The sequence below is a fragment of the Paraburkholderia sp. MM5384-R2 genome (assembly GCF_014201025.1).
GTDB classification, from domain to species: domain Bacteria; phylum Pseudomonadota; class Gammaproteobacteria; order Burkholderiales; family Burkholderiaceae; genus Paraburkholderia; species Paraburkholderia tuberum.
Window position 1 is genome coordinate 111,377 of sequence record NZ_JACHDI010000006.1, and the last position, 25,016, is coordinate 136,392.

General features: G+C 63.1%; 21 protein-coding genes. 18 read left to right on the top strand and 3 right to left on the bottom strand.

Annotation, left to right across the window (positions count from 1 at the left end):
- Positions 1 to 5: 5 nt before the first annotated feature.
- Together rnhA and HDG37_RS12615 are read right to left on the bottom strand one after the other, a co-directional pair.
- Positions 6 to 452: a ribonuclease HI gene (rnhA, locus tag HDG37_RS12610; protein ID WP_184047683.1), complete on the bottom strand. Its 447-nt coding sequence runs from the start codon at positions 450 to 452 to the stop codon at positions 6 to 8.
- A complete protein-coding gene (locus HDG37_RS12615) occupies positions 449 to 1,330 on the bottom strand; it encodes a class I SAM-dependent methyltransferase (RefSeq protein ID WP_184047686.1) in 882 nt (293 codons plus the stop codon). The genes rnhA and HDG37_RS12615 overlap by 4 nt, the downstream gene beginning before the upstream one ends.
- An 18-nt stretch (positions 1,331 to 1,348) precedes the next feature.
- Between HDG37_RS12615 and gloB the strand changes: the two genes are divergently transcribed.
- The 7 genes from gloB to HDG37_RS12650 all read left to right on the top strand — a co-directional run bounded on the left by gloB (position 1,349) and on the right by HDG37_RS12650 (position 11,681).
- Positions 1,349 to 2,140, top strand: coding sequence for a hydroxyacylglutathione hydrolase (gloB, locus tag HDG37_RS12620; protein ID WP_184047689.1), 792 nt, complete (start codon positions 1,349 to 1,351; stop codon positions 2,138 to 2,140).
- Between the two features lie 157 nt (positions 2,141 to 2,297).
- On the top strand, positions 2,298 to 3,986 hold the full coding sequence (locus tag HDG37_RS12625; RefSeq protein ID WP_184047692.1) for a transglycosylase SLT domain-containing protein: 1,689 nt from the start codon (positions 2,298 to 2,300) through the stop codon (positions 3,984 to 3,986).
- A gap of 263 nt (positions 3,987 to 4,249) precedes the next feature.
- Positions 4,250 to 5,557: a nitrate/nitrite transporter gene (locus tag HDG37_RS12630; RefSeq protein WP_260334687.1), complete on the top strand. Its 1,308-nt coding sequence runs from the start codon at positions 4,250 to 4,252 to the stop codon at positions 5,555 to 5,557.
- Between the two features lie 396 nt (positions 5,558 to 5,953).
- Entirely contained in the window at positions 5,954 to 7,108 is a 1,155-nt protein-coding gene (gene carA, locus HDG37_RS12635; protein WP_184047695.1) for a glutamine-hydrolyzing carbamoyl-phosphate synthase small subunit, read from the top strand.
- A 158-nt stretch (positions 7,109 to 7,266) separates the two neighbouring features.
- The gene (gene carB / locus HDG37_RS12640; protein ID WP_184047698.1) at positions 7,267 to 10,521 is read left to right on the top strand and encodes a carbamoyl-phosphate synthase large subunit; all 3,255 of its coding nucleotides are present in this window, start codon (positions 7,267 to 7,269) and stop codon (positions 10,519 to 10,521) included.
- Between the two features lie 153 nt (positions 10,522 to 10,674).
- Complete coding sequence (greA, locus tag HDG37_RS12645) at positions 10,675 to 11,151, top strand: transcription elongation factor GreA (RefSeq protein WP_026225947.1); 477 nt, start codon at positions 10,675 to 10,677, stop codon at positions 11,149 to 11,151.
- Positions 11,152 to 11,171: 20 nt separating this feature from the next.
- Entirely contained in the window at positions 11,172 to 11,681 is a 510-nt protein-coding gene (locus HDG37_RS12650; protein WP_026225946.1) for a DUF4149 domain-containing protein, read from the top strand.
- A gap of 207 nt (positions 11,682 to 11,888) precedes the next feature.
- Here HDG37_RS12650 and HDG37_RS12655 read toward each other — a convergent pair whose 3' ends face one another.
- Entirely contained in the window at positions 11,889 to 12,416 is a 528-nt protein-coding gene (locus HDG37_RS12655; protein WP_026225945.1) for a YhbY family RNA-binding protein, read from the bottom strand.
- A 196-nt stretch (positions 12,417 to 12,612) separates the two neighbouring features.
- Here HDG37_RS12655 and HDG37_RS12660 point away from each other — a divergent pair, with 196 nt between their 5' ends.
- The 11 genes from HDG37_RS12660 (at position 12,613) to phoR (ending at position 24,961) form a co-directional block, all read left to right on the top strand.
- On the top strand, positions 12,613 to 13,275 hold the full coding sequence (locus HDG37_RS12660) for an RlmE family RNA methyltransferase (RefSeq protein ID WP_184028328.1): 663 nt from the start codon (positions 12,613 to 12,615) through the stop codon (positions 13,273 to 13,275).
- 190 nt (positions 13,276 to 13,465) lie between these two features.
- Complete coding sequence (ftsH, locus tag HDG37_RS12665; protein WP_018421239.1) at positions 13,466 to 15,355, top strand: ATP-dependent zinc metalloprotease FtsH; 1,890 nt, start codon at positions 13,466 to 13,468, stop codon at positions 15,353 to 15,355.
- Between the two features lie 170 nt (positions 15,356 to 15,525).
- On the top strand, positions 15,526 to 16,338 hold the full coding sequence (gene folP / locus HDG37_RS12670; protein WP_184048122.1) for a dihydropteroate synthase: 813 nt from the start codon (positions 15,526 to 15,528) through the stop codon (positions 16,336 to 16,338).
- 29 nt (positions 16,339 to 16,367) lie between these two features.
- A complete protein-coding gene (glmM, locus tag HDG37_RS12675; RefSeq protein ID WP_184047701.1) occupies positions 16,368 to 17,726 on the top strand; it encodes a phosphoglucosamine mutase in 1,359 nt (452 codons plus the stop codon).
- Between the two features lie 423 nt (positions 17,727 to 18,149).
- Positions 18,150 to 19,181 carry a phosphate ABC transporter substrate-binding protein PstS gene (gene pstS / locus HDG37_RS12680; RefSeq protein WP_184047704.1) on the top strand — a complete coding sequence of 344 codons (1,032 nt, stop codon included), beginning with the start codon at positions 18,150 to 18,152 and terminating at the stop codon, positions 19,179 to 19,181.
- Positions 19,182 to 19,341: 160 nt separating this feature from the next.
- Entirely contained in the window at positions 19,342 to 20,343 is a 1,002-nt protein-coding gene (gene pstC / locus HDG37_RS12685; protein ID WP_184047707.1) for a phosphate ABC transporter permease PstC, read from the top strand.
- A complete protein-coding gene (pstA, locus tag HDG37_RS12690) occupies positions 20,340 to 21,236 on the top strand; it encodes a phosphate ABC transporter permease PstA (RefSeq protein WP_090801102.1) in 897 nt (298 codons plus the stop codon). The genes pstC and pstA overlap by 4 nt, the downstream gene beginning before the upstream one ends.
- A 16-nt stretch (positions 21,237 to 21,252) precedes the next feature.
- Positions 21,253 to 22,101 carry a phosphate ABC transporter ATP-binding protein PstB gene (pstB, locus tag HDG37_RS12695; protein ID WP_184047710.1) on the top strand — a complete coding sequence of 283 codons (849 nt, stop codon included), beginning with the start codon at positions 21,253 to 21,255 and terminating at the stop codon, positions 22,099 to 22,101.
- Between the two features lie 28 nt (positions 22,102 to 22,129).
- The gene (phoU, locus tag HDG37_RS12700; protein ID WP_184028343.1) at positions 22,130 to 22,834 is read left to right on the top strand and encodes a phosphate signaling complex protein PhoU; all 705 of its coding nucleotides are present in this window, start codon (positions 22,130 to 22,132) and stop codon (positions 22,832 to 22,834) included.
- Positions 22,835 to 22,860: 26 nt separating this feature from the next.
- Entirely contained in the window at positions 22,861 to 23,562 is a 702-nt protein-coding gene (gene phoB / locus HDG37_RS12705; protein WP_008922879.1) for a phosphate regulon transcriptional regulator PhoB, read from the top strand.
- 85 nt (positions 23,563 to 23,647) lie between these two features.
- Entirely contained in the window at positions 23,648 to 24,961 is a 1,314-nt protein-coding gene (gene phoR, locus HDG37_RS12710) for a phosphate regulon sensor histidine kinase PhoR (RefSeq protein WP_184047713.1), read from the top strand.
- Positions 24,962 to 25,016: the final 55 nt, after the last annotated feature.

The following is a 25,016-nucleotide window of genomic DNA, read 5'->3' on the forward strand; positions in this document are numbered from 1 at the left end:
GCTCTTTACATCCCGGCGAGCGATGCCACGCCGCGATTGGCCAACTGATCGGCGCGCTCGTTTTCCGGGTGGCCATTGTGGCCGCGCACCCAGCGCCATTCAATCTCGTGTTGCGCGACGAGCGCATCGAGCCGCTTCCACAGATCGGCGTTCTTGACCGGCTGTTTCGCCGCGGTGACCCAGCCTTTCTTCTTCCAGCCGTGAATCCACTCGCTGATGCCTTTCTGTACGTACTGCGAGTCGGTGTGCACGATCGCCTTGCACGGGCGCTTCAACGCCTCGAGCGCGGAAATCACGCCCATCAGCTCCATGCGATTGTTGGTCGTGTTGGCCTCGCCGCCGAACAGTTCTTTTTCCTGGCTGCCGAAGCGCAGCAACGCGCCCCAGCCGCCAGGGCCGGGATTGCCCTTGCAGGCGCCGTCGGTATAGATGTCGATGTGATCTGGAGTCATTCGGTGTGGTTTCGTGTGTTCGGGGTGGCGGCGGGCGCGAGGCCTGCCGCGAGCACGGGCTTTTTCACTTTGAGCGGCCCGACGAGACGCATGCCGCGCATGCGCTTGATCGCCTTGATCATGTAGGTGGCGCCGAAAATCGGCCACCAGCGGTCGCCGGCGGCTTCCATGAAGCCGTAACGCGCGAGCCATTGATCGCTCGCGAGCGGCGGACGATAGCAGCCGAAGCGCCCGCGTTCAAGGTCGAAGCCGAGCAGCTTGATCCAGTCCTTCAGGCGCGTGAACGCGATCAGATCGACGGCGGAGGGCACGAACGGGCGGCCTGTCATTTTGCCGATCGACTGCCGTACTCCCCACAGCGACAACGAGTTGAAGCCGAGGATGATCAGTTGGCCTTCGGGCACCAGCACGCGTTCGGCTTCGCGCAGCAGCCGGTGCGGGTCGCTGGTGAATTCGAGCGTATGCGGCATCACGAGCAGGTCGACGCTTTGCGCTTCGAACGGCAGATCGAGCAGGTCGCACCAGACCGCGCTGCGCCCGGCCGGCGCGTGCAGACCAGGTGTGCCTCGCGCGGCGTTCGCGGGGTTGTCGTCGCCAGCGTTGCCCGCGCTGCCGATGCCGCTCACGCTGCCACGACGTGCCCAGCGCGGATACGTGTACGGCGCGCTCGCGCCGCTCGCCGCGTCGAGCACGAGGCCGCGGCACGGCATGCGGTTCTCGCGCAGCGCGTCGAGCTGCGGCAGGCCGAGTTGCAGCGCATGATAGCCGAACACGTCCGACACCACGCGATCGAGCTGGGTTTGCTCCCAGTCGAGCACGTAGCGGCCTGGCGGCGAATCGGTCCAGGCGGGCCAGTCTATAATCGCTCGGTCAGTCATATTAAAAATGCGTCGCCTATGAATGCGCTCGAGTACGTACCGGTCCCGGCGTTTGAAGACAATTACATCTGGGTCATTGCCGACGGACACCACGCGGTCGTCGTCGATCCGGGCGAAGCCGCCCCTGTGCGCGCCTGTCTGGCCCAACGAGGCTGGCGGCTGAGCGCTATTTTACTCACGCACCATCATCAAGACCACGTCGGCGGGGTGGCCGATCTGCTGAACGGCCAGGACGTGCCGGTCTACGGCCCCGCCGGCGAAGCGATCGCGCACCTGACACATCGTCTCAAAAGTGGCGATCACGTGACGATCGCTGCACCCGCGCTTGAATTCAGCGTGCTCGACGTGCCCGGTCATACGAGCGGACACATCGCCTATTTCCAGGCGGCCGATACGCGCGGCACGCCGCACGTGTTTTGCGGCGACACACTGTTCGCGTGCGGTTGCGGGCGCCTTTTCGAAGGCACGCCGCAGCAGATGCTGAATTCGCTCGATGCGCTCGCCGCGCTGCCCGGCGCAACCGAAGTGCACTGCGCACACGAATACACGCTGTCGAACATTCGCTTCGCGCTCGCTTGCGAGCCGCACAATGCCGAACTGCAGGCGTGGCGCGACAAGGCGAACGAGTTGCGCGCCCGCCACCAGCCGACGCTGCCGACCACGATCGCGCACGAGCGCGCGGTCAATCCGTTCCTGCGCGCAGGCGAGCCGGCGATCCAGTCGAACCTCGAAGCACGATTGCACGAAACGGTGTCTGACCGGCTGAAGGCCTTCACATTGATGCGCGAATGGAAGAACCGCTTCCGTTGATCCGGAGCGCATTCGGCGGTTCTTCACGCGATGAATCGGAAAAATTCGCCAAGCCCCAGATTTGGTTGATTTTTTTCTTGATTTTCCAATTGACGGAAACGTTGACGTTTCGTACTATCGGCTGCAAATTCCAGCCCTTGTGGAAACCGAGACGTTCATGCGATTTATCTTAAGTGCGTTATTGGTCCTGACACTCGCCGCGTGCGCGAGTCAGGGACCGACGACGAATACCGCCACTAACCCCGCCAGCCAGCAGGCCGTAGCCGACGCCCTTCGCAAGAACGCCACCGCTAAAGAAACCATCAACGTCGACCAGAGCTCCGTCAATCAGTTGACGAGCCAGGACGCCGATCTGTGGGCCCGCATTCGCCGTGGCTTCCAGATGCCGGACCTGCAGAGCGACCTCGTCGACATGCAGCTGAACTGGTATCTGCAGCGTCCCGATTACGTGCAGCGCATGACCGAGCGCTCGCAGAAATACCTGTATCACATCGTCGAGGAACTTGAGTCGCGCCATATGCCGACCGAGCTCGCGCTCTTGCCGTTCATCGAGTCTGCATATAGCCCGCAGGCTTTGTCGGTCGCCAAGGCTGCGGGTATGTGGCAGTTCATGCCGGGCACGGGCCGGACCTACAACCTGAAGCAGAACATGTGGCAGGACGAGCGCCGCGACGTGCTTGCGTCGACCAGTGCCGCGCTCGACTACCTGTCGAACCTGCACGACATGTTCGGCGACTGGCAACTCGCGCTCGCTGCGTATAACTGGGGCGAGGGCAACGTGCAGCGCGCGATCGCGCGCAACGAGGCGGCGGGTCTGCCGACCGACTACATGAGCCTGCGTCTGCCGAACGAAACGCGCAACTACGTGCCGAAGCTGCAAGCGGTCAAGAACCTCGTGATGAACCCGCAGATGTACGGGCTCACCCTGCCGTCTATTCCGAACCACCCGTACTTCGTGACGGTCACGACCTCGCACGACATCGACGTCGACGTCGCCGCGCGGCTAGCCAATATGTCGACGGACGAGTTCCGTTCGCTGAACCCGTCGTTCAGGAAGCCGGTGATTCTCGGCGCGACGCAGCCGCAGATTCTGTTGCCTTTCGACAACGCGTCCGCGTTCGAGCGCAATCTGAAAACGTACTCGGGCTCGCTGTCGTCCTGGACCACCTACACGGTCGACGCGCGCGCGACGCCCGCGGCGATCGCACAGAAGATCGGCGTCGACCCCGACACGCTGATGGAAGTGAACAAGATTCCGGTCGGTATGCGCCTGAAGCCGGGCTCGACGATCGTCGTGCCGCGCGGCTCGGACGACGACGAGGACATCAGCGCCGACGTCGCCGAAAGCGCGGTGCTCGCGATGGAACCCGACGTACCCGACACGCGCAAGATGCTGATCCGCGTGCGTCGCAATCAGTCGATGGCGGCCATCGCGGTGCGCTACGGCGTGTCGGTCGGTCAACTGAAGGCGTGGAACAGGACGCATCGCGATCACGTTTCGCGCGGCCAGGTGATCGTGCTGCACGTGCCGGTCGGCAAGCCGGTACCCAGCGAGCCGGGGCCGGAAAAGATCGCCGCCGACGTGCAAGGCGGCAGTGTGCAGAAGATTGGCGTCCACGTCGCAGACACACACGGTGAATCGCGCTACGATAAGAAGAAAAGGCGCGGCCACTCCGCCATCGTCAAGGTCTCCGAGCCGGGCGGCAAGGGTAACAAGCCGGCGGCGCCCGTTGCCAGCAAGGGCAAGGTCGAGAAAGTCTCGGCCTCGGAGCCCGGCAAGGCGTCGAAGGCTGCGGCTGAGAGCCGCCCGAAGACCGTGGCCAACGCGAAGAAGAAGGGTAAATAGACCAATAGCGGCTCTCACGGTAGTGACCACATGCGTTGCGGGGGCAGCGCATGGATTGCGCTCCGATCACGTACCGTGTTCATCCAACGCCGTCACCTCAGGGTGACGGCGTTTTTCATTGCGCGGACGATTCCTGCGCGTTTGCGGTATTTACTTTATTGTTCGTGCTTCGGCCGCGTTGGCCGCGGGGTGCCGGTCCGTCCTGATCCGTCCGAACCTCGGGAGAGGTTCTTGAGGTCATTTCCAGGTTTACTTCCTGATTTATGTCGTCGACCCAACTGCGCGTCTTTCTGCTTTTTTCCGCCGGCTACTTCGTCTCTTACGTGTTTCGCGGCGTCAATCTTGGTTTCGCGCCGTTCATCACGCGCGATCTCGGTCTGTCAGCCGCCGATCTGGGTGTGCTGACGAGTCTGTATTTCCTCGGATTCGCGGGCGCGCAGATCCCCGCTGGCGTGCTGCTCGATCACTTCGGCGCGCGTCGCGTGACCTCCGTCACGTTGCTTTTTGCTGCGCTCGGCATCTGGGTATTCGGCGCCGCGCACAGTCTCGGCATGATGATGGTCGGGCGGCTGCTGGTCGGCGTTGGCGTGTCGGTGTGCCTCGGCGCCGCGTTCAAGGCGCTCGCGCAGCATTTTCCGGTGGCGCGTTTGCCATTGATGAACGGGCTTGTGATGGCGATCGGCGGTTTCGGCGGCGTGATGGTCGGTTCGCCGCTCACGTGGGTGCTTGGTTTTTCCAGCTGGCGCCCGGTTTGCGTCGGACTCGGTGTGCTGACGGTAGCGGTTGCGCTCGCGCAATGGACGCTCGCTCCGGACGCGCGCGAAACGCATCGCCAGGCGAGCATCGTCGCGCAGTTCAAGGGTACGTGGCACATTCTGCGCAGCGCGGCTTTCTGGAAAATCGCGTCGTTCTCGGTCGTTACGCAAGGCGTCTTCTACGCGATGCAGTCGTTGTGGGTCGGAGCATGGCTGCGCGACGTACAAGGCTTCGAGCCGCACCAGGCGGCGGCGCTCGTGTCGATTCTCGGCTTCGCGATGATGGCCGGCTGCGTCGGTTTCGGCGCGGCGGCGCGTAGTCTCGAGCGGCGCGGCCTCTCGCTGTACGCGTTCTGCGGCATCGGCATGGCGCTATATGTGCTGACGCAGATGCTCATCATGTTTAACGCGCCGTTGCCGGCGAGCCTGTTGTGGGCCGCCTACGGCATCTTCGGCGGCACCGGGATTCTGAGCTACGCGGTGATGGCGCGGCATTTCCCGCCGCAGATGATCGGCCGGGTCAACACGACGCTGACGCTAATTATTTTTCTGCTGATCTTCGGTTTTCAGATCGGCGTTGGCGCGGTGCTGTCGCACTGGCCGGCGAGCGGCGGGCATTACCCGGCGCTCGCGCATCTGAGCGCGTGGGAAATCCTCGTCGCGCTGCAGGTGCTGAGTGCGATCTGGTACGTGTTGCCGGGTCGGCAGCTTGCCCGTTCGGGCGAGATGCGCGCGGAACAGGAGGGCCGAACGGCCGCGCCAGGCCTTGCGTCGGGCCCGGAGGGGCCGCCACGGCGGTTCGGTCCCCGTCAATAGTGGTGTCTCGACAGAACTGCATGGACAGGCGTGGCAAGTACCTGACGACGCGGCCCGGCAAGGCATTGAAGGTCCGCCCAGGCACGTCGCCTCAACGCCTCGTCCTATCTCGCATTTGGAGGGAACAGTGGATTCAGGCTATAATTTGAAGGTTTGAGCTTATCCACCCGCACCCTAGCGCCTACCTCCCCCATACCGTTCATCCGCCGCGCGCCATTGGCGTAGCAAGAAGGGCTCCACACCCAGCCGAGTCGTCCACACAATGGACCCATCGCGCCCCTTGCAGCGTCACCGGCAGCTCGCGAGCGAGTCTGCGCGCGCATCCACGATGTGTTTCGCTGCGGCTTGCAATCGGATAGACAGGTGGCAACAGGGTGTTCCCCCAAGGAGTCTCCCGTGTTGCCGTCATTTTCTCCCGCTCTACTCGCGCTCGCCGACGGCACGGTCTTTCGTGGTTATTCGATCGGCGCCCCCGGGCATACCATCGGTGAAGTCGTGTTCAACACTGCCATCACCGGCTATCAGGAAATCCTGACTGACCCGAGCTACGCGCGCCAGATCGTGACCCTCACGTACCCGCATATCGGCAACGTCGGCGTGAACGCCGAAGACGTCGAAGCGACGAAAGTCCATGCCGCCGGCCTGATCATCCGTGATCTGCCGGTTCTCGCGTCGAACTTCCGCATGGAGGGCACGCTCCCGCAATATCTGCAGGACGAAGGCGTGGTCGCCATCGCCGGCATCGACACTCGCAAGCTGACCCGCCTCCTGCGCGACAAGGGCGCGCAAAACGGCGCGATTCTCGCTGGTTCCGACGACGAAGCGAAGGCCATCGAACTCGCGCGCTCGTTCCCGGGCCTCGCCGGCATGGACCTCGCGAAGGTCGTGTCGACCCAGGAAGCCTACGAGTGGACCAAAACCGAATGGCGTCTGGGCACGGGCTACGGCGAGCAGAAAGCGCCGACGTACCGCGTGGTCGCATTCGACTACGGCGTCAAGCAGAACATCCTGCGCATGCTGGCCGAGCGCGGCTGCCATGTCACCGTGCTGCCGGCGCAAGCGAGCGCCGCTGACGCGCTCGCGCTCAACCCCGACGGCGTGTTCCTGTCGAACGGCCCGGGCGACCCTGAGCCGTGCGACTACGCGATCGCGGCGACCAGGGAGTTCATCGAGCGCGGCATTCCGACCTTCGGCATCTGCCTGGGCCACCAGATCATGGGCCTCGCGGTCGGCGCGAAGACGATGAAGATGAAGACCGGCCATCACGGCGCGAACCATCCGGTCAAGGATCTCGAAGACGGCCGCGTGGTCATCACGTCGCAGAACCATGGTTTCGCGGTCGATGCCGACACACTGCCCGCCAACGCGCGCGTGACCCACGTGTCGCTGTTCGACGGCACGCTGCAGGGCTTCGCGCTGACCGACAAGCCGGCGTTCTGCTTCCAGGGCCACCCGGAAGCATCGCCCGGTCCGAACGACATCGCGTACCTGTTCGACCGCTTCACCGCGTTGATGGACGCGCACAAGAACGGCAAGAGCGCAGCGGCTTGAAGCAGTACAGGCCGGCCGCAGGGGCCAGCCGGAAACGGCTCGCGGCGGCCGCCGCAGCCCGCGGCGCTACGCGGCGGGCATGCCGCGAAACAGCGCGCGCAACGTGAAAACGGCGCGCGCCGACGGAAAGAATTCAGGAATACATTAGCGAGAGCGTTATGCCGAAGCGGACAGACATCAAGAGCATCCTCATCATCGGCGCGGGTCCGATCATCATCGGTCAGGCGTGCGAGTTCGATTATTCGGGCGCGCAGGCATGCAAGGCGCTGCGTGAGGAAGGCTACAAGGTCATTCTCGTCAACAGCAATCCGGCGACGATCATGACCGACCCGAACACGGCCGACGTGACCTATATCGAGCCGATCACGTGGGAAGTGGTCGAGCGCATCATCGCGAAGGAGCGCCCGGACGCGATCCTGCCGACGATGGGCGGCCAGACCGCGCTGAACTGTGCGCTCGACCTGCACGCGCACGGCGTGCTGGCGAAGTACGAGGTCGAGCTGATCGGCGCATCGCCGGAAGCGATCGACAAGGCGGAAGACCGTCAGAAGTTCAAGGACGCGATGACCAAGATCGGCCTCGGTTCGGCCAAGTCGGGCACCGCGCATTCGATGGAAGAAGCGCTGCAGGTGCAGGCGAAGATCGCCGCGGAAACCGGCAGCGGCGGCTATCCGGTCGTGATCCGTCCGTCGTTCACGCTGGGCGGCTCGGGCGGCGGCATCGCGTACAACCGCGACGAGTTCGAAGAGATCTGCAAGCGTGGGCTCGACCTGTCGCCGACGCGCGAACTGCTGATCGAAGAGTCGCTGCTCGGCTGGAAAGAGTACGAGATGGAAGTGGTCCGCGACAAGGCGGATAACTGCATCATCGTCTGCTCGATCGAAAACCTCGACCCGATGGGCATCCACACCGGCGACTCGATCACCGTCGCGCCGGCGCAGACCCTGACCGACAAGGAATACCAGATCCTGCGTAACGCGTCGCTCGCGGTGCTGCGCGAGATCGGCGTCGACACCGGCGGATCGAACGTGCAGTTCTCGATCAATCCGAAAGACGGCCGCATGATCGTGATCGAAATGAACCCGCGCGTGTCGCGCTCGTCGGCGCTGGCGTCGAAGGCAACCGGCTTCCCGATCGCGAAGGTCGCGGCGAAGCTGGCGGTCGGCTACACGCTGGATGAACTCAAGAACGAAATCACCGGCGGCCAGACCCCGGCGTCGTTCGAACCGACGATCGACTACGTCGTCACGAAGATCCCGCGTTTCGCGTTCGAGAAGTTCCGTGAAGCCGATTCGCGCCTGACCACGCAGATGAAGTCGGTCGGCGAAGTGATGGCGATTGGCCGCACGTTCCAGGAGTCGTTCCAGAAGGCGCTGCGCGGCCTCGAAGTCGGCGTCGACGGTCTCGATGAAAAGACCGCCAATCGCGATGAGATCATCCGCGAGATCGGCGAAGCTGGTCCGGATCGCATCTGGTATGTTGGCGACGCGTTCCGTGTGGGCATGAGCGCGCAAGAGATCTTCGAGGAAACCGCGATCGACCCGTGGTTCCTCGCGCAGATCGAACAGATCGTGCTGAAGGAAAAGGCGCTGGCAGGCCGCACGCTGGCGAGCCTGACGAAGGAGGAGCTGAAGTATCTGAAACAGAGCGGCTTCTCGGATCGTCGTCTGGCCAAGTTGCTCGGCGCGAAGCCGGCGGACGTGCGCGCGCGTCGTATCGAGTTGAACGTGCGTCCGGTGTACAAGCGCGTCGACACCTGCGCGGCCGAGTTCGCAACCAGGACCGCGTACATGTACTCGACGTACGAGGAAGAGTGCGAAGCGAATCCGACCAGCAACAAAAAGATCATGGTGCTGGGCGGTGGCCCGAATCGGATCGGCCAGGGCATCGAGTTCGACTACTGCTGCGTGCATGCCGCGCTCGCGATGCGCGAGGACGGCTATGAAACGATCATGGTCAACTGCAACCCGGAAACCGTGTCGACCGACTACGACACCTCCGACCGTCTGTACTTCGAATCGCTGACGCTCGAAGACGTGCTCGAAATCGTCGACAAGGAAAAGCCCGTCGGCGTGATCGTGCAGTACGGCGGCCAGACGCCGCTGAAGCTCGCGCTCGACCTCGAGGCGAACGGTGTGCCGATCATCGGTACGTCGCCGGACATGATCGACGCGGCCGAAGACCGCGAGCGCTTCCAGAAGCTGCTGCAGGACCTCGGTCTGCGCCAGCCGCCGAACCGCACCGCGCGCGCCGAAGACGAAGCACTGAAGCTCGCCGACGAAATCGGCTATCCGCTCGTCGTGCGTCCGTCGTACGTGCTGGGCGGCCGCGCGATGGAAATCGTCCACGAGCCGCGAGATCTCGAGCGCTATATGCGCGAGGCGGTGAAGGTGTCGAACGACTCGCCGGTGCTGCTCGACCGCTTCCTGAACGACGCGATCGAATGCGACGTGGATTGCATTTCCGATGGCGATGCCGTGTTCATCGGCGGCGTGATGGAGCACATCGAACAGGCGGGCGTGCACTCGGGCGACTCGGCCTGCTCGCTGCCGCCGTATTCGCTATCGAAGGCGACCATCGCCGAACTGAAGCGCCAGACCGCTGCGATGGCGAAGGCGCTGAACGTGGTCGGCCTGATGAACGTGCAGTTCGCGATCCAGCAGGTACCGCAGGCTGACGGCTCGAAGGACGACATCATCTACGTGCTCGAAGTGAACCCGCGCGCGTCGCGCACGGTGCCGTACGTGTCGAAGGCGACCAGCCTGCCGCTCGCGAAGATCGCAGCGCGCGCGATGGTCGGCCAGAAGCTCGCCGCGCAAGGCGTGACGAAGGAAGTCGAGCCGCCGTACTTCAGCGTGAAGGAAGCGGTGTTCCCGTTCGTCAAGTTCCCGGCGGTCGACCCGGTGCTCGGACCTGAAATGCGCTCGACCGGCGAAGTGATGGGCGTTGGCCAGACGTTCGGCGAGGCTCTGTTCAAGTCGCAGCTCGCGGCGGGTTCGCGTCTGCCCGAATCGGGCACGGTGCTGCTGACCGTGATGGACGCCGACAAACCGAAGGCAGTCGAAGTCGCGCGCATGCTGCACGAGCTCGGCTACCCGATCGTCGCGACCAAGGGCACGGCTGCCGCGATCGAAGCGGCCGGCGTGCCAGTCAAGGTCGTCAACAAGGTGAAGGACGGCCGTCCGCACATCGTCGACATGATCAAGAACGGCGAGATCGCGCTCGTCTTCACGACCGTCGACGAAACGCGCGCGGCGATCGCCGATTCGCGTTCGATCCGCATGAGCGCGCAGGCGAACAAGGTCACCTACTACACGACGATGTCGGGCGCACGTGCGGCGGTGGAGGGTCTTCGTTATCTGAAGAACCTGGAAGTCTATGATTTACAAGGACTCCATGCTCGCCTAAACTAAGGCTTCGACTAGCTGTCCAAGATGTAAGTGCCGCGGTTAAGCGGCGTTCCGCAGGTGCTGCGGCCCGGGTTTGTCCACGGGCGGCGGCTTTCGCGGAATGCACTTAACCGCGGTGATTTTTTTTATGGCCGTTTTTTGCCTCCAGAGTTGTTTATGAGCACTATTCCATTGACGAAGCGCGGCGCAGACATGCTGCGCGATGAATTGCAGCGCCTGAAATCGGTTGAACGTCCGGCCGTGATCAACTCGATCGCGGAAGCGCGCGCCCAGGGCGATCTGTCGGAAAACGCGGAATACGACGCTGCGAAGGAAAAGCAGGGCTTCATCGAAGGCCGTATCGCGGAAATCGAGTCGAAGCTAGCGGGTGCGCAGGTGATCGATCCGTCGCAAGTGGAAGCGGACGGCCGCGTGGTGTTCGGCGCGACGCTCGAGCTCGAAGACCTCGAGTCGGGTGCGTCGGTCAAATACCAGATCGTCGGCGACGACGAAGCGGACATCGACCACGGCCTGATCTCGATCAGCTCGCCGATCGCGCGTGCGCTGATCGGCAAGTCGGAAGGCGACGTCGCGTCGGTGCAAGCGCCGGGCGGCGTGCGCGAATACGAAATCATCGCGGTCAGCTACATCTGAGGGTGGCGCCGGTGTCTTTGATGCCGCATCGTTTTTTCCGCCTGTTGACGGTGGTGTGGGTCGGTAGTCTGTTGACTATCGGCTATGCGGTTGCGCCCGTGCTGTTCACGACGCTCGACCGGATGACGGCGGGCGCCGTCGCCGCGCAGCTGTTTCGTATTCAGGGTGTGATTGGCGTCGTGTGCGGCATTTTGCTGCTCGGCCTCGCCAATTTGCTCGTGCGGCGCGGGAGTGGCGCATATCGCCGCTTGCGCTGGCTGCTCGCCGGTATGCTCGTATGCGTGCTGGTTGGCTATTTCGCGTTGCAGCCGTTCATGAACGCGATGCGCGTGGCGGCGCTCGAGGCGGGCAGCGACATCGGGCATTCCGTTTATGCGACGCGCTTCGGCATCCTGCATGGCGTGTCCAGTCTGTTCTACCTGATCGAGAGCCTGCTAGGGGTTGCGCTCGTTTGGCTGCTGCCGGCGCCCGTTGGTGCCGCGGCCGAGGAAGAGGGCGCGCGCGGCGTCACGGGCAAGGTGGCGGGCTGAAGCTCGCGGGTGGCTGATGGTGTGACGGTGCGCGTGCCATGGCCGCCGGGCCGATGCCGATGCCGATGCCCGCGATGAACCTCACATTGCGACGAATCGTCGCGATTCCCGTGGCCAACTACGGTTCATTCGCGCTGCTTCGGGCCTCGCGCTCAAGGCCGCCAATGCGCAGTGCGGAGTCGGTCCGCACCTTGGGCGCGTGTGCTCTTACTTCGACTGATGCGAACGCTTCGCGCTGGTTTGACGCTTCTTGGCGCGCTTGATGTTGCCGCCCTGCGTCACGCGTTCATTGCCGCGCACCAGCACCGCTTTCGCTCGCGGCTTGCGCATCGGCACGTCGGTCGGCTTGGCGACCTTGACGATGCGGGGTGCGCGTCCCTTGGCCGGCCGGGTTTCTTCGGCTGCCGCTTCGCGGGCGCTCGGCAACGCGCCGCGCTTCGCTTTTGCCGCCGGCTGTGCCGATTCTGGCTTCCAGATCACGAGCAGCTTGCCGATATGCTGGATCGGTGCAGCGTTCAACGCGTCGCAGATTTCTTCGTAGATAGCGATGCGCTCCTCGCGCTCATCGCCGAACACGCGAATTTTGATCAGTTGATGCGCGGCGAGGTGCACCTTGATTTCGGCGAGCACAGCGTCGGTCAAGCCTTCGGCGCCGACGAGCACGACCGGTTTGAGCGCATGTGCCTGGGAGCGCAACTCGGCGCGTTGGTCGGAAGAGACTTTGAGGGCTGGCATGGAAAGTGGAAGACTCGACTAAAATGGCGGCTCCTGCGTTTTCGTCTGATCGCCGAGCGATTCGGGCGACTCGATTCAGCAGGGCGCGCGTCAGAACAACAGAATCGCGGATTGCCGCCAGTCTGGCGGGGGCCGCGCGAATTAACCGCGTATTATCCCCTAAAGCGCGACCCGACGCAGCAATAGTTAAATCTTAATGGCAAAAAACAAATTCAATACCGCGTGGCTGCACGACCACATCAACGATCCGTACGTCAAAATGGCGCAGCGGGAAGGTTATCGCGCCCGCGCGGCCTACAAACTCAAGGAAATCGACGAGCAGGACAAGCTGATCCGTCCCGGGCAGGTGATCGTCGATCTCGGTTCCTCGCCGGGCAGCTGGAGCCAGTACGTGCGCAACAAGCTCGCGGGCGGCTCGCAGCGCAACGCGGAGCGCGAAGGTGGCATCGACGGCACGATCATCGCTTTGGACATTCTGCCAATGGAGCCGGTGGCCGACGTGCACTTCATCCAGGGCGATTTCCGCGAAGACTCGGTGCTGGTCCAGCTCGAAGAATTGGTCGGTGCGCGCCAGGTAGACCTTGTAATTTCGGATATGGCACCCAACCTGTCGGGCGTGGCGATCGCAGATGCGGCGCGGATCGAGCATTTATGCGATCTCGCGCTCGAATTCGCGCAAAATCACCTGAAGCCGGATGGTGCCCTTTTAGTCAAATGCTTTCACGGCAGCGGATATAGTCAGATTGTCGAAAAGTTCAAACGCCAATTCAAGGTGGTGGCGGCCCGCAAGCCGAAGGCGTCGCGGGATAAATCGTCAGAAACATTTATTTTGGGTAAGCATCTGAAGCGTCCCGCATAGGGATGCGGCGAGCCGGTTCCATCTCTGCCAATAATGAGCCCGATGCGTCCGGAGACGGGCGTCAAGCCGGCCCGCTACCCTATTTCCGTGGTAGTGAAACGTTATGGCAGGGGTCTGCGGACTGGATTAGAATGCTTTTGTGGAGCCGCAAGGCAAATGTAGGCGCCCGTCTAAGTGAAGGAGTGGTGCTTTGAACAACAATATGTTTTCGAAAGCAGCAGTGTGGCTGGTGATCGCACTGGTGCTGTTTACGGTGTTCAAGCAGTTCGACAAGCCCCGTGTCCAGGAAGGCGTTTCCTATTCGCAGTTCATGGACGACGCGAAGAACGGCAAAGTCAAGAACGTCATTGTCCAGGGGCGGAACCTCACGGTCACTCCAGCAGACGGCCAGAAGTACCAGATCGTGTCGCCCGGCGACATCTGGATGGTCGGCGATCTGATGAAGTATGGCGTACAGGTGAGCGGCAAGGCTGACGACGAACCCAATGCACTGATGTCCGTGCTGTATTACCTGGGGCCGACGATCCTGATCATCGGTTTCTGGTTTTACATGATGCGACAGATGCAGGGGGGCGGCAAAGGCGGGGCCTTCTCGTTTGGCAAGTCGCGCGCGCGGCTGATCGACGAGAACAACAACGCAATCAATTTCACCGACGTCGCCGGTTGCGACGAAGCCAAGGAAGAAGTATCGGAACTCGTCGACTTCCTGCGCGATCCGCAGAAATTCCAGAAGCTCGGTGGTCGTATTCCGCGCGGCGTGCTGCTCGTTGGCCCGCCGGGAACCGGTAAGACGCTGCTCGCGCGTGCCATCGCCGGCGAGGCGAAGGTGCCGTTCTTCAGCATTTCAGGTTCAGATTTCGTGGAAATGTTCGTCGGCGTCGGCGCGGCTCGCGTGCGCGACATGTTCGAGCAGGCCAAGAAGCACGCGCCGTGTATCGTGTTCATCGACGAAATCGACGCGGTCGGCCGTCATCGAGGCGCCGGCATGGGCGGCGGTAACGACGAGCGCGAACAGACGTTGAACCAGATGCTCGTCGAAATGGACGGCTTCGAGGCGAACTCGGGCGTCATCGTGATCGCCGCGACGAACCGTTCGGATGTGCTCGACAAGGCGCTGTTGCGTCCGGGCCGTTTCGACCGTCAGGTGTACGTGGGTCTGCCCGATATTCGCGGCCGCGAGCACATCATGAAGGTGCACCTGCGCAAGGTGCCGATCTCGAACGACGTCGATGCGGCAGTGATCGCGCGCGGCACGCCGGGTTTCTCGGGCGCAGATCTCGCAAACCTCGTCAACGAAGCAGCACTGTTCGCGGCGCGCCGCGGCAAGCGCATCGTCGAAATGACGGACTTCGAGGACGCGAAGGACAAGATCTTCATGGGTCCGGAGCGTAAGTCGGCTGTGATCCGCGAAGAATCGAAGCGTGCTACCGCGTATCACGAATCGGGTCACGCGGTGATCGCGAAGCTGTTGCCGAAGGCCGATCCGGTGCACAAGGTTACGATCATTCCGCGCGGCCGTGCGCTGGGCGTCACATGGCAGTTGCCGGAGCATGACAACGAAACGTACTCGAAGGAATATCTGCTCGACCGTCTTGCCATCCTGTTCGGTGGCCGCGTCGCGGAGGAGCTGTTCCTGAACCTGATCAGCACCGGTGCGTCGGACGACTTCAACAAGGCGACGCAGACGGCTCGCGCAATGGTTGCCCGCTTCGGCATGACGGATGCGCTCGGACCGATGGTCTATGTCGACGACGAGAACGACGCTTCGCCGTTCGGCCGAGGCTTCACGCGGACCATTTCGGAAGCGACGCAGCAGAAGGTCGACGCGGAAATCCGTCATGTGCTGGACGAGCAGTACAATCTCGCACGGCGCCTGCTCGAAGAGAACCGCGACAAGGTCGAAGCGATGACCGCCGCACTGATGGAGTGGGAGACGATCGACGCCGATCAGATCAACGACATCATGGCAGGCCGTCCGCCGCGTTCGCCGAAGAGCTCGCCGCCGTCGGCAAGCGACGCCTCGTCGGGCGGCAGCCCGGGCACCGAAGTCAAGCCGGGCAGCGCAACCGCGCCGGCCTGATCGGCAGCCAGTAGAAAGTGCGGGCCGGTGTGCTACACACCGGCCCGTTTTGCATTTATCCGTTCCAAGTGAAGCATTGCTACGTGTCGAAAGTCGATTCTTCTTCCGCACCCCTTCCAGAGCCGCTGCAGTGTGGCCGCTTCAAGCTGACGTTCGAACGCCCGTTGGTCATGGGCATCCTGAACGTCACTCCCGATTCCTTTTCCGATGGCGGCAAGTTCGCGACGCGCGGCGATGCGCTGCGCCAGGCCGAGCGCATGATGCTCGAGGGCGCGGATATCATCGATATCGGCGGGGAATCGACGCGTCCTGGCGCGCCGCCGGTGCCGCTCGACGAAGAGCTGGAGCGCGTGTTACCGCTCGTCGAGCAACTGTGTGGCGCGAACGTGCCATTGTCGGTTGATACGTACAAGCCGGAAGTGATGCGTCATGCGTTGAACGCGGGCGCCGACCTGATCAACGACATCTGGGGCTTCCGCATGCCCGGCGCGATCGACGCGGTGCGCGACAGCGACTGCGGCCTTTGTGTCATGCATATGCTAGGTGAGCCGCAGACCATGCAGCTGGGCGAGCCGCACTATGACGACGTCGTCGGCGAAGTGCGCCACTTCCTCGAGGAGCGTGTCGCGACGTTGCAGCAGGCCGGAATTGCGCGCGAGCGCATCAGCGTCGATCCGGGTTTCGGCTTCGGCAAGGTCGTCGTCGAGCATAACTACGCGCTGCTCGCGCATCTGCGCGACACGGCCCCGCGCGCCGCTTCGCCGTATCCGATTCTTGCGGGCATGTCGCGCAAGTCGATGGTTGGCGCGGTGACGGGGCGGCCGGCGCCGGAGCGCGTGGCCGGCAGCATCGCCGCGGCGGTGTGCGCGGCCGAACGGGGCGCCGCGATTCTGCGCGTACACGACGTCGCGCAAACAGTCGATGCATTGAAAGTATGGGCAACCCTGCGCGACGCGGACAAGCAGAGCCGCGCGCACGGTTGAACCCGCAGCCACGGACAGGGAGAACAAACATGGCACGTCGTTACTTCGGAACGGACGGCATTCGGGGCAAGGTCGGCGAAGGCCCGATCACGCCGGAATTCGTGTTGCGGCTCGGCTATGCGGCCGGCAAGGTGCTCGCGGGCGCCGATCAATGGGCGAAAACAGGCACCCGTCCGACCGTGCTGATCGGCAAGGACACGCGGGTGTCGGGCTACATGCTCGAAGCCGCGCTCGAATCGGGCTTCTCGGCCGCCGGCGTCGACGTGATGCTGGCCGGCCCGATGCCGACACCCGGCATCGCCTATCTGACGCGCGCACTGCGGCTTGCCGCGGGTGTCGTGATCAGCGCATCGCACAACCCGTACTACGACAACGGCATCAAGTTCTTCTCGGCCGACGGCAACAAGCTGCCGGACGACGTCGAGGCGCAGATCGAGGAGCAGCTCGAACTGCCGCTCGCGTGCGCGGCCTCCGAGCAACTGGGCAAAGCGCGCCGTCTCGATGACGCAGGTGGCCGCTACATCGAGTTCTGCAAGAGCACATTCCCGGCCGCGTACGACCTGCGGGGCATGAAGCTCGTCGTCGATTGCGCGCATGGCGCCGCGTACGACGTCGCGCCGCACGTGTTCCATGAGCTCGGCGCGGAAGTGATCCCGATCGGCGTCTCGCCGAACGGCTTCAATATCAACGACGGCGTCGGCGCGACCGCGCCGGATGCGCTGGTTCGCGCGGTGCGCGCGAACCACGCGGACCTCGGTATCGCGCTCGATGGCGACGCCGACCGTCTGCAGGTCGTCGACGAGTCCGGCCGCCTTTTCAACGGCGACGAGCTGTTGTACGTGCTGGTCAAGGACCGTATCGCGACCGCCGGCCAGGTGGAAGGAGCGGTCGGCACGCTGATGACCAACATGGCCGTGGAGGTCGCACTGCAGAATGCCGGCGTCAAGTTCGTGCGCGCCGCGGTCGGCGACCGCTATGTGCTCGAACAGCTTCGCGAGCACGGCTGGCAGCTCGGCGCCGAAGGTTCGGGCCACATTCTGTCACTCGATCGCCATTCGACCGGCGACGGCATCGTGTCCGCTCTGCTCGTGCTGGCGGCGATGCAGCGCAGCGGCAAATCGCTCACGGATCTGCTCGACGGTGTCACCCTGTTTCCGCAGAAGCTGATCAACGTGCGTATGAAGCCCGGCTCGGACTGGAAGGGCAGCGAGACGATCCGCAGTGCGATCAAGGTGGCCGAAGGCGCGCTCGACGGCCGCGGCCGCGTGCTGATCCGCGCGTCGGGCACCGAGCCGGTACTGCGCGTGATGGTGGAGGCGCAGAACGTCGCGGACGCGCTCGAGCATTCTGAAGCGATTGCCGAAGCCGTGCGGCTAGCGACGGCCTGATCGATTCCCGAGTCGACGGCGGGCGGTGGCGGCCGCTTGCCGCCTGCCTGAGCGTCGCAGGCAGAAGATTCAGCGGACTCCATAAACTGGGCCGTCGGACTCTTTCGCACCCAACGAAGACTCATTCCTCACCCCATCGAATCCCTACTGCGCAGTCGCCAAAAGGACGGCACATCCCGCACAAAAACGACCTCCGCGCGCAGCGCAAACGTTCGCGCCCCATCTTTTTCGTCTACCTCGAAAAATGCGATGCAACGGGCATCGGCACAGCGGCAATTCGGCGGCTTCGGCACCTTTCACGGGGTAATATTACTGTCACATCTGATTCATTATCAGTCACGTTTTTGTCATAAAGAGACCCTAAGCTTCGCGGTGTTCGAGTTTCACGCTCACACCACACGCTCACACCCCCTTGGAGGTCTCATGAAATTGATGCAAACCGTGTTCGCTGGCGTCGCTGGCGCGCTCTTCGCAATCGCAGCGCAAGCCGCAGACATCACCGGCGCGGGCAGCACGTTCGCGGCACCGATTTACACGAAGTGGGCCGACACTTATCAGAAGACCGGCGGCGGCAAGGTTAACTACCAAGGCATCGGTTCTTCGGGCGGCATCAAGCAGATCGAGGCGAAGACCGTCGATTTCGCAGGGTCGGACGCTCCGCTGAAGGACGACGAACTCGCGAAGGCGGGCCTCTTCCAGTTCCCGACGGTGGTCGGCGGCGTGGTGCCGGCAGTCAACGTGCCGGGCGTCAAGCCGGGCGAACTGGTGCTGTCGGGTGAAGTGCTCGGCGACATCTACCTGGGCAAGATCAAGAAGTGGAACGACCCGGCAATCGTCGCGCTGAACCCGAAGGTCAAGCTGCCGGATCTGGACATCGCCGTGGTGCGCCGCGCCGACGGTTCGGGCACCAGCTTCATCTGGACGAACTACCTGTCGAAGGTCAACCCGGAATGGAAGACGAAGGTCGGTGAAGGTGCGACGGTCAACTGGCCGACCGGCACGGGCGGCAAGGGCAACGACGGCGTCGCGGCTTTCGTGCAGCGTCTGCCGGGCGCGATCGGTTACGTCGAATGGGCGTACGCGAAGCAGAACCACATGAACTACGTCGCGATGAAGAACGAATCCGGCGCGGTGGTTCAGCCGGAGACCGACACGTTCAAGGCAGCGGCGGCTGGCGCCGACTGGTCGAAGTCGTTCTATCAGATCCTGACGAACGAGCCGGGCAAGAACGCATGGCCGATCGTCGGCGCGACGTTCGTGCTGCTGCACACGACGCAGGACAAGGCACCGCAAGGCGCGGAAACGCTGAAGTTCTTCGACTGGGCGTTCAAGAACGGCGGCCAGGCTGCGAACGATCTGGACTACATCTCGCTGCCGCAGTCGGTCGTCTCGGAAATCCGCACGCAGTGGAAGCAGAAGATCAAGGATTCGGCAGGCAAGACGCTCGCCGAGTAACAGGCGTAAGCTGGCGCGGTCGATCTGGGCCGCGCCCTGTAGCACCCCGGCCGTCCTCGTGCGAGGACGGCCTGTGACTTTCACGCGGCATGCGCCGCATGCATCACCGACCGCCCGACATGTGTCGTCCGGCAACTGGAAACAGGTCCCTCAGGCTCTCATGTCCGATATTCATTTTGCATCCGGCACGAGCCGGGCCACTCCGCCTGGCAGCGCGTCGCAGCAGAAAGCGCCTGGCCGCTCGGGCGATGTGATCTTCGGCGGCCTCGCACGCCTTTCCGCCATCGTCACGCTGCTGCTGCTCGGCGGCATCATCGTGTCGCTGATCGTCGCCTCGATGCCGTCGATTCGCGAGTTCGGTCTCGCGTTCCTGTGGACGGCGGTGTGGGATCCACCCAGCAACCAATTCGGCGCGCTCGTGCCGATCTACGGCACTCTCGCGACGTCGATCATCGCTCTGCTCATCGCGGTGCCCGTCAGCTTCGGTATCGCGCTATTTCTGACCGAACTGTCGCCCGCGTGGCTGCGCCGGCCGCTCGGCATCGCGATCGAGCTGCTCGCCGCGATTCCGTCGATCGTGTACGGCATGTGGGGTCTGCTCGTGTTCGCGCCGATCTTCGCGGTGTGGTTCCAGAAGCCGCTAGGCGCGGTGCTCGGCGGCATTCCGATCGTCGGCGCGCTGTTCGCCGGTCCGCCGATCGGCATCGGCATTCTGTGCGCGGGGGTGATCCTTGCGATCATGATCATCCCGTACATCGCAGCGGTGATGCGCGACGTGTTCGAAGTGACGCCGGTGCTGCTGAAGGAATCGGCGTACGGTATCGGCTGCACGACGTGGGAAGTGATGTGGAAGATCGTGCTGCCGTTCACCAAGAGCGGTGTGATCGGCGGCATCATGCTCGGCCTCGGCCGCGCGCTGGGTGAGACGATGGCGGTCACGTTCGTCATCGGCAACACCAACCTGCTCGACAATATTTCGCTGTTTTCGCCGGGCAACAGCATCACGTCGGCGCTCGCCAACGAGTTCGCGGAAGCGGAGCCGGGCCTGCATACGTCGGCGCTGATGGAGCTCGGCCTGATCCTGTTCGTGATTACATTCATCGTGCTGGCGATTTCGAAAATCATGCTGCTGCGTCTCGAGAAAGGGGAGGGCGCGAAATGAGCGGGCCGTCCCTGAACATGCCGGGTCTGAAGGACGCCGCGACGCTCGAAACGATGCGCGTGCGTCTGCAAGGGCGCCGTCGCATGACCAACGCGCTTGCGCTGACGCTGTCGCTCGCGGCGATGGCGTTCGGCCTGCTGTGGCTCGTGTGGATTCTCTATACGACGCTGCGTCTCGGTATCGGTGGTCTGTCGGTCGAGCTGTTCACGCAGTCGACGCCGCCGCCGAACACCGATGGCGGCGGTCTCGCCAACGCGATCGTCGGCAGCCTGTTGCTGGTCGGGCTCGCGACCTTCGTCGGCACGCCGATCGGCATCATGGCGGGCGTCTATCTCGCCGAATACGGCCAGAAAGGCTGGCTCGCGAACCTCACGCGCTTCATCAACGACATCCTGCTGTCGGCGCCGTCGATCGTCATCGGTCTGTTCGTCTACGCGCTCGTCGTCGTGAAGATGGGCCACTTCAGCGGCTGGGCCGGCGTGCTCTCACTGGCGCTGCTGCAGATTCCGATCGTGATTCGCACGACCGAAAACATGCTGAAGCTCGTGCCGAATGCGATGCGTGAAGCCGCGTTCGCGCTCGGCACGCCGAAGTGGAAGATGGTGCTGTCGATCACGCTGAAGGCGTCGATCGCGGGCATCGTCACCGGTGTGCTGCTCGGTGTCGCGCGAATTGCCGGCGAAACCGCGCCGCTGCTCTTCACCGCTTTGTCGAACCAGTTCTTCTCGGTCGATATGGGTCAGCCGGTCGCGAACCTGCCGGTCACGATCTACAAGTTTGCGATGAGCCCGTTCGCGCAGTGGCAATCGCTCGCGTGGGCCGGCGTCTTTCTGATCACGCTCGCGGTGCTGGGACTGAACGTCCTCGCGCGCACGATCTTCTCGAACAAGTAAGGGCGGAGTGAATCCGATGAACATGGCAGAAACCCAACTCAATCCGATCGGGCACGCAGCCGCGCCCGCGGGCTCCGACCCCGAACACAACGCTCAAGCGCAAACCCCGTCGCGTCCGAAGATCGAGGTCAAGGATCTCAACTTCTTCTACGGCAAGTATCACGCGCTGAAGAACGTCAATCTGCAGATTCCCGAAGGCAAGGTGACCGCGTTCATCGGCCCGTCGGGCTGCGGCAAGTCCACGCTGCTGCGTACCTTCAACAAGATGTACGCGCTCTATCCGGAGCAGCGCGCGGAAGGCGAGATCGTGATGGACGGCGAAAACCTGCTGACCACGCGCCAGGACATTTCGCTGCTGCGCGCGCGCATCGGCATGGTGTTCCAGAAGCCGACGCCGTTCCCGATGTCGATCTACGACAACATCGCTTTCGGCGTGAAGATGTTCGAGAAGCTGTCGCGCTCGGAAATGGACGACCGCGTCGAATGGGCGCTGACCAAGGCGGCGCTGTGGAACGAAGTGAAGGACAAGCTCGGCCAGAGCGGCTACGGTTTGTCGGGCGGCCAGCAGCAGCGTCTGTGCATCGCGCGCGGTATTGCAATTCGCCCCGAAGTGCTGCTGCTCGACGAGCCCTGCTCGGCGCTCGACCCGATTTCGACGGGCCGTATCGAAGAGCTGATCGCTGAACTCAAGAGCGACTACACGGTGGTGATCGTCACGCACAACATGCAGCAGGCGGCCCGCTGTTCGGACTACACTGCCTATATGTACCTCGGCGAACTGATCGAATTCGGCGACACCGAAAAGATCTTCATCAAGCCGGTCCGCAAGGAAACCGAGGACTACATCACTGGCCGCTTCGGCTAATCCGCCGGGCAATACAACGGAGTACGACATGTCCGATAAACATCTGTCCAGCCAGTTCGACGCAGACCTCAACCTCGTTTCGTCGAAGGTGCTCGAAATGGGCGGCCTCGTCGAATCGCAGATCGTCAACGCGATGCAGGCGCTCAACGAATTCGACCTCGACATCGCCGAGCAGGTGATCGTCGCCGAAGACCGTCTGAACAAGATGGAAGTCGAGATCGACGAAGAGTGCAGCAACATCATCGCGCGCCGTCAGCCGGCCGCGCGCGATCTGCGCCTGCTGATCGCGATCTCGAAGACCATCACGAACCTCGAGCGCGCCGGCGACGAAGCCGAAAAGATCGCGAAGCGCACCAAGCGTCTGATGGAAGACGGCGCATCGCGCACCATCAACATCGCCGAGATCAAGCTGTCGGGCGAAATGGCCGTGTCGATCCTGCGCCGTGCGCTGGACGCGTTCGCGCGTCTGGACACGGTCGCCGCCGCGCAGATCGTGCGCGACGACAAGGCGATCGACGAGGAATTCCGCGCGTTCGTTCGCAAGCTGATTTCGTATATGACCGAAGATCCGCGTTCGATCTCGGTGGGCCTCGACTTCCTGTTCATCGCCAAGGCAATCGAGCGGATCGGCGACCACGCGAAGAACATCGCGGAATTCATCATCTACATCGTCAAGGGTACCGACGTGCGGCACCAGTCGCGCGACACGCTCGAACGCGAAGCGCTCAGCTAATCCAGAGATAAGGAACAGAGGTGCCGATGCCCAGCAGCATTCTCGTCATTGAAGATGAGCCCGCCATTTCCGAACTGATTTCGGTCAATCTTCAACACGCCGGGCACTGCCCGATTCGCGCGTACAACGCGGAGCAGGCGCACAACCTGATCAGCGACGTACTGCCCGATCTCGTGCTGCTCGACTGGATGTTGCCGGGTAAATCGGGTATTTCGTTCGCGCGCGATCTGCGCAACAACGAGCGTACGAAGCATATCCCGATCATCATGCTGACCGCGCGAGGCGACGAGCAGGACAAGGTGCTCGGCCTCGAGATCGGCGCCGACGACTACGTGACGAAGCCGTTCTCGCCGAAGGAACTGATGGCGCGCATCAAGGCGGTGCTGCGCCGCCGCGCGCCGCAGCTGACCGAAGACGTGGTCGCAATCAACGGCCTGAAGCTCGATCCGGCCACGCACCGCGTCGCCGCGCATGCGGAAGGCAGTGAGATCAAGCTCGATCTCGGCCCGACCGAATTCCGTCTGCTGCACTTCTTCATGACTCACCCGGAGCGCGTGCACAGCCGCACGCAACTGCTCGATCAGGTGTGGGGCGATCACGTGTTCGTCGAAGAGCGGACCGTCGACGTGCATATCAAGCGTCTGCGCGCGGCACTCAAGCCGGCCGGGTGCGATGCTATGATTGAAACGGTACGCGGCAGCGGTTACCGGCTGGCGAAGAGCGCCTGATAGCCGTCGGCGGCGCGCTGCATTGCACGGCGCTGTGCCGCCGTACCTCCCTCCTGCGCTGTATTTTCTCTTCGATCGCTAGACCATGAACATCATCTGGGCGCGCTCCATTGTGTCGGTCGTGCTGCTTGCTGTTCTGTGCGCGGTGGTCGGCGCACTGCTGAACGTCAAGGCAGGGCTCGCTCTCGCCATCGTCCTGCTGCTGGTACAGAGTGTCTTCAGTACCTTCCACAAGCAGCGTCTGTGGCGTCTGCTCGACGCGCCGGTGTACGGCGAAGTGCCGAGCGCCCCCGGCATCTGGGGCGAAATCTACTACCGTCTGCACAAGCTCGCGAAGCGCTGGCATGCCCAGGTGCGCCAGGTCGAGCAGCAGCATTCGCGTTTCATCCAGGCGATCCAGGCGTCGCCTAACGGTGTCGCGATGCTCGACGATCATGATCAGATCGAGTGGTGCAACGCGATTTCCGAAAGCCACTTTGGGCTCGATGCGAAGCGCGATCTGCGTCAGCACATCACGCATCTGGTGCGTCATCCGGATTTCGTGCGCTATCTGAATTCGCATCGGTACGAGGAAATGCTGATCATGCGCGGCATGGGCGACAAGCGCCAGAACGTGCTGTCGGTGCAGGTGTTTCCTTACGGCGACAATCGCAAGCTCGTGCTGTCGCAGGACATCACCGAGCTCGAGCGCACCGATGCGATGCGGCGTGACTTCGTCGCCAACGTGTCGCACGAATTGAAAACGCCGCTCACCGTGTTGTCCGGCTTTCTCGAGACGATGCGCGAGCTGCCGTTGGGCGAAGCCGAGCGCGCGCGTTATCTCGAGCTGATGGAGCAGCAGGCGTCGCGCATGCGTCATATCGTCAGCGATCTGCTCGTGCTCGCGAAGCTCGAAGGCGACAACAAGCCGCCGAGCGACCAGATGATCGACATGCGCGCGGTGTTGCGGCATCTGCATGACGACGCGCAGAGCCTGTCCAGCGATCATCACAAGATCGTCTTCGATGCCGACGAAGCGCTGACCGTCACCGGCGTCGAAACCGAGATTTTCAGCGCATTCGGCAATCTGGTGACGAACGCGATCCGCTACACGCCGGACGGCGGCTCGATCAAGGTTAATTGGCGTGCGCAGGGTGGCCATGCGGTGTTCTCGGTCACCGATAGCGGCCTCGGCATTCCGGCCGCCGATATCCCGCGGCTCACCGAGCGCTTCTATCGCGTCGATCGCAGCCGTTCGCGCGACACGGGCGGCACCGGGCTCGGTCTCGCGATCGTCAAGCACGTACTGCAACGGCACGATGCGCAACTCGACGTGAAGAGCGAAGAAGGGCGCGGCAGCACGTTCACGGTGCGCTTTCCGGTGTATCGGACGGCGCGCTGTCAAACCGCACAGGTTTGAACGCGGCAGTCGTACGACTGGTCGACGCATAAAAAAACCGCCTGAAAAAGGCGGT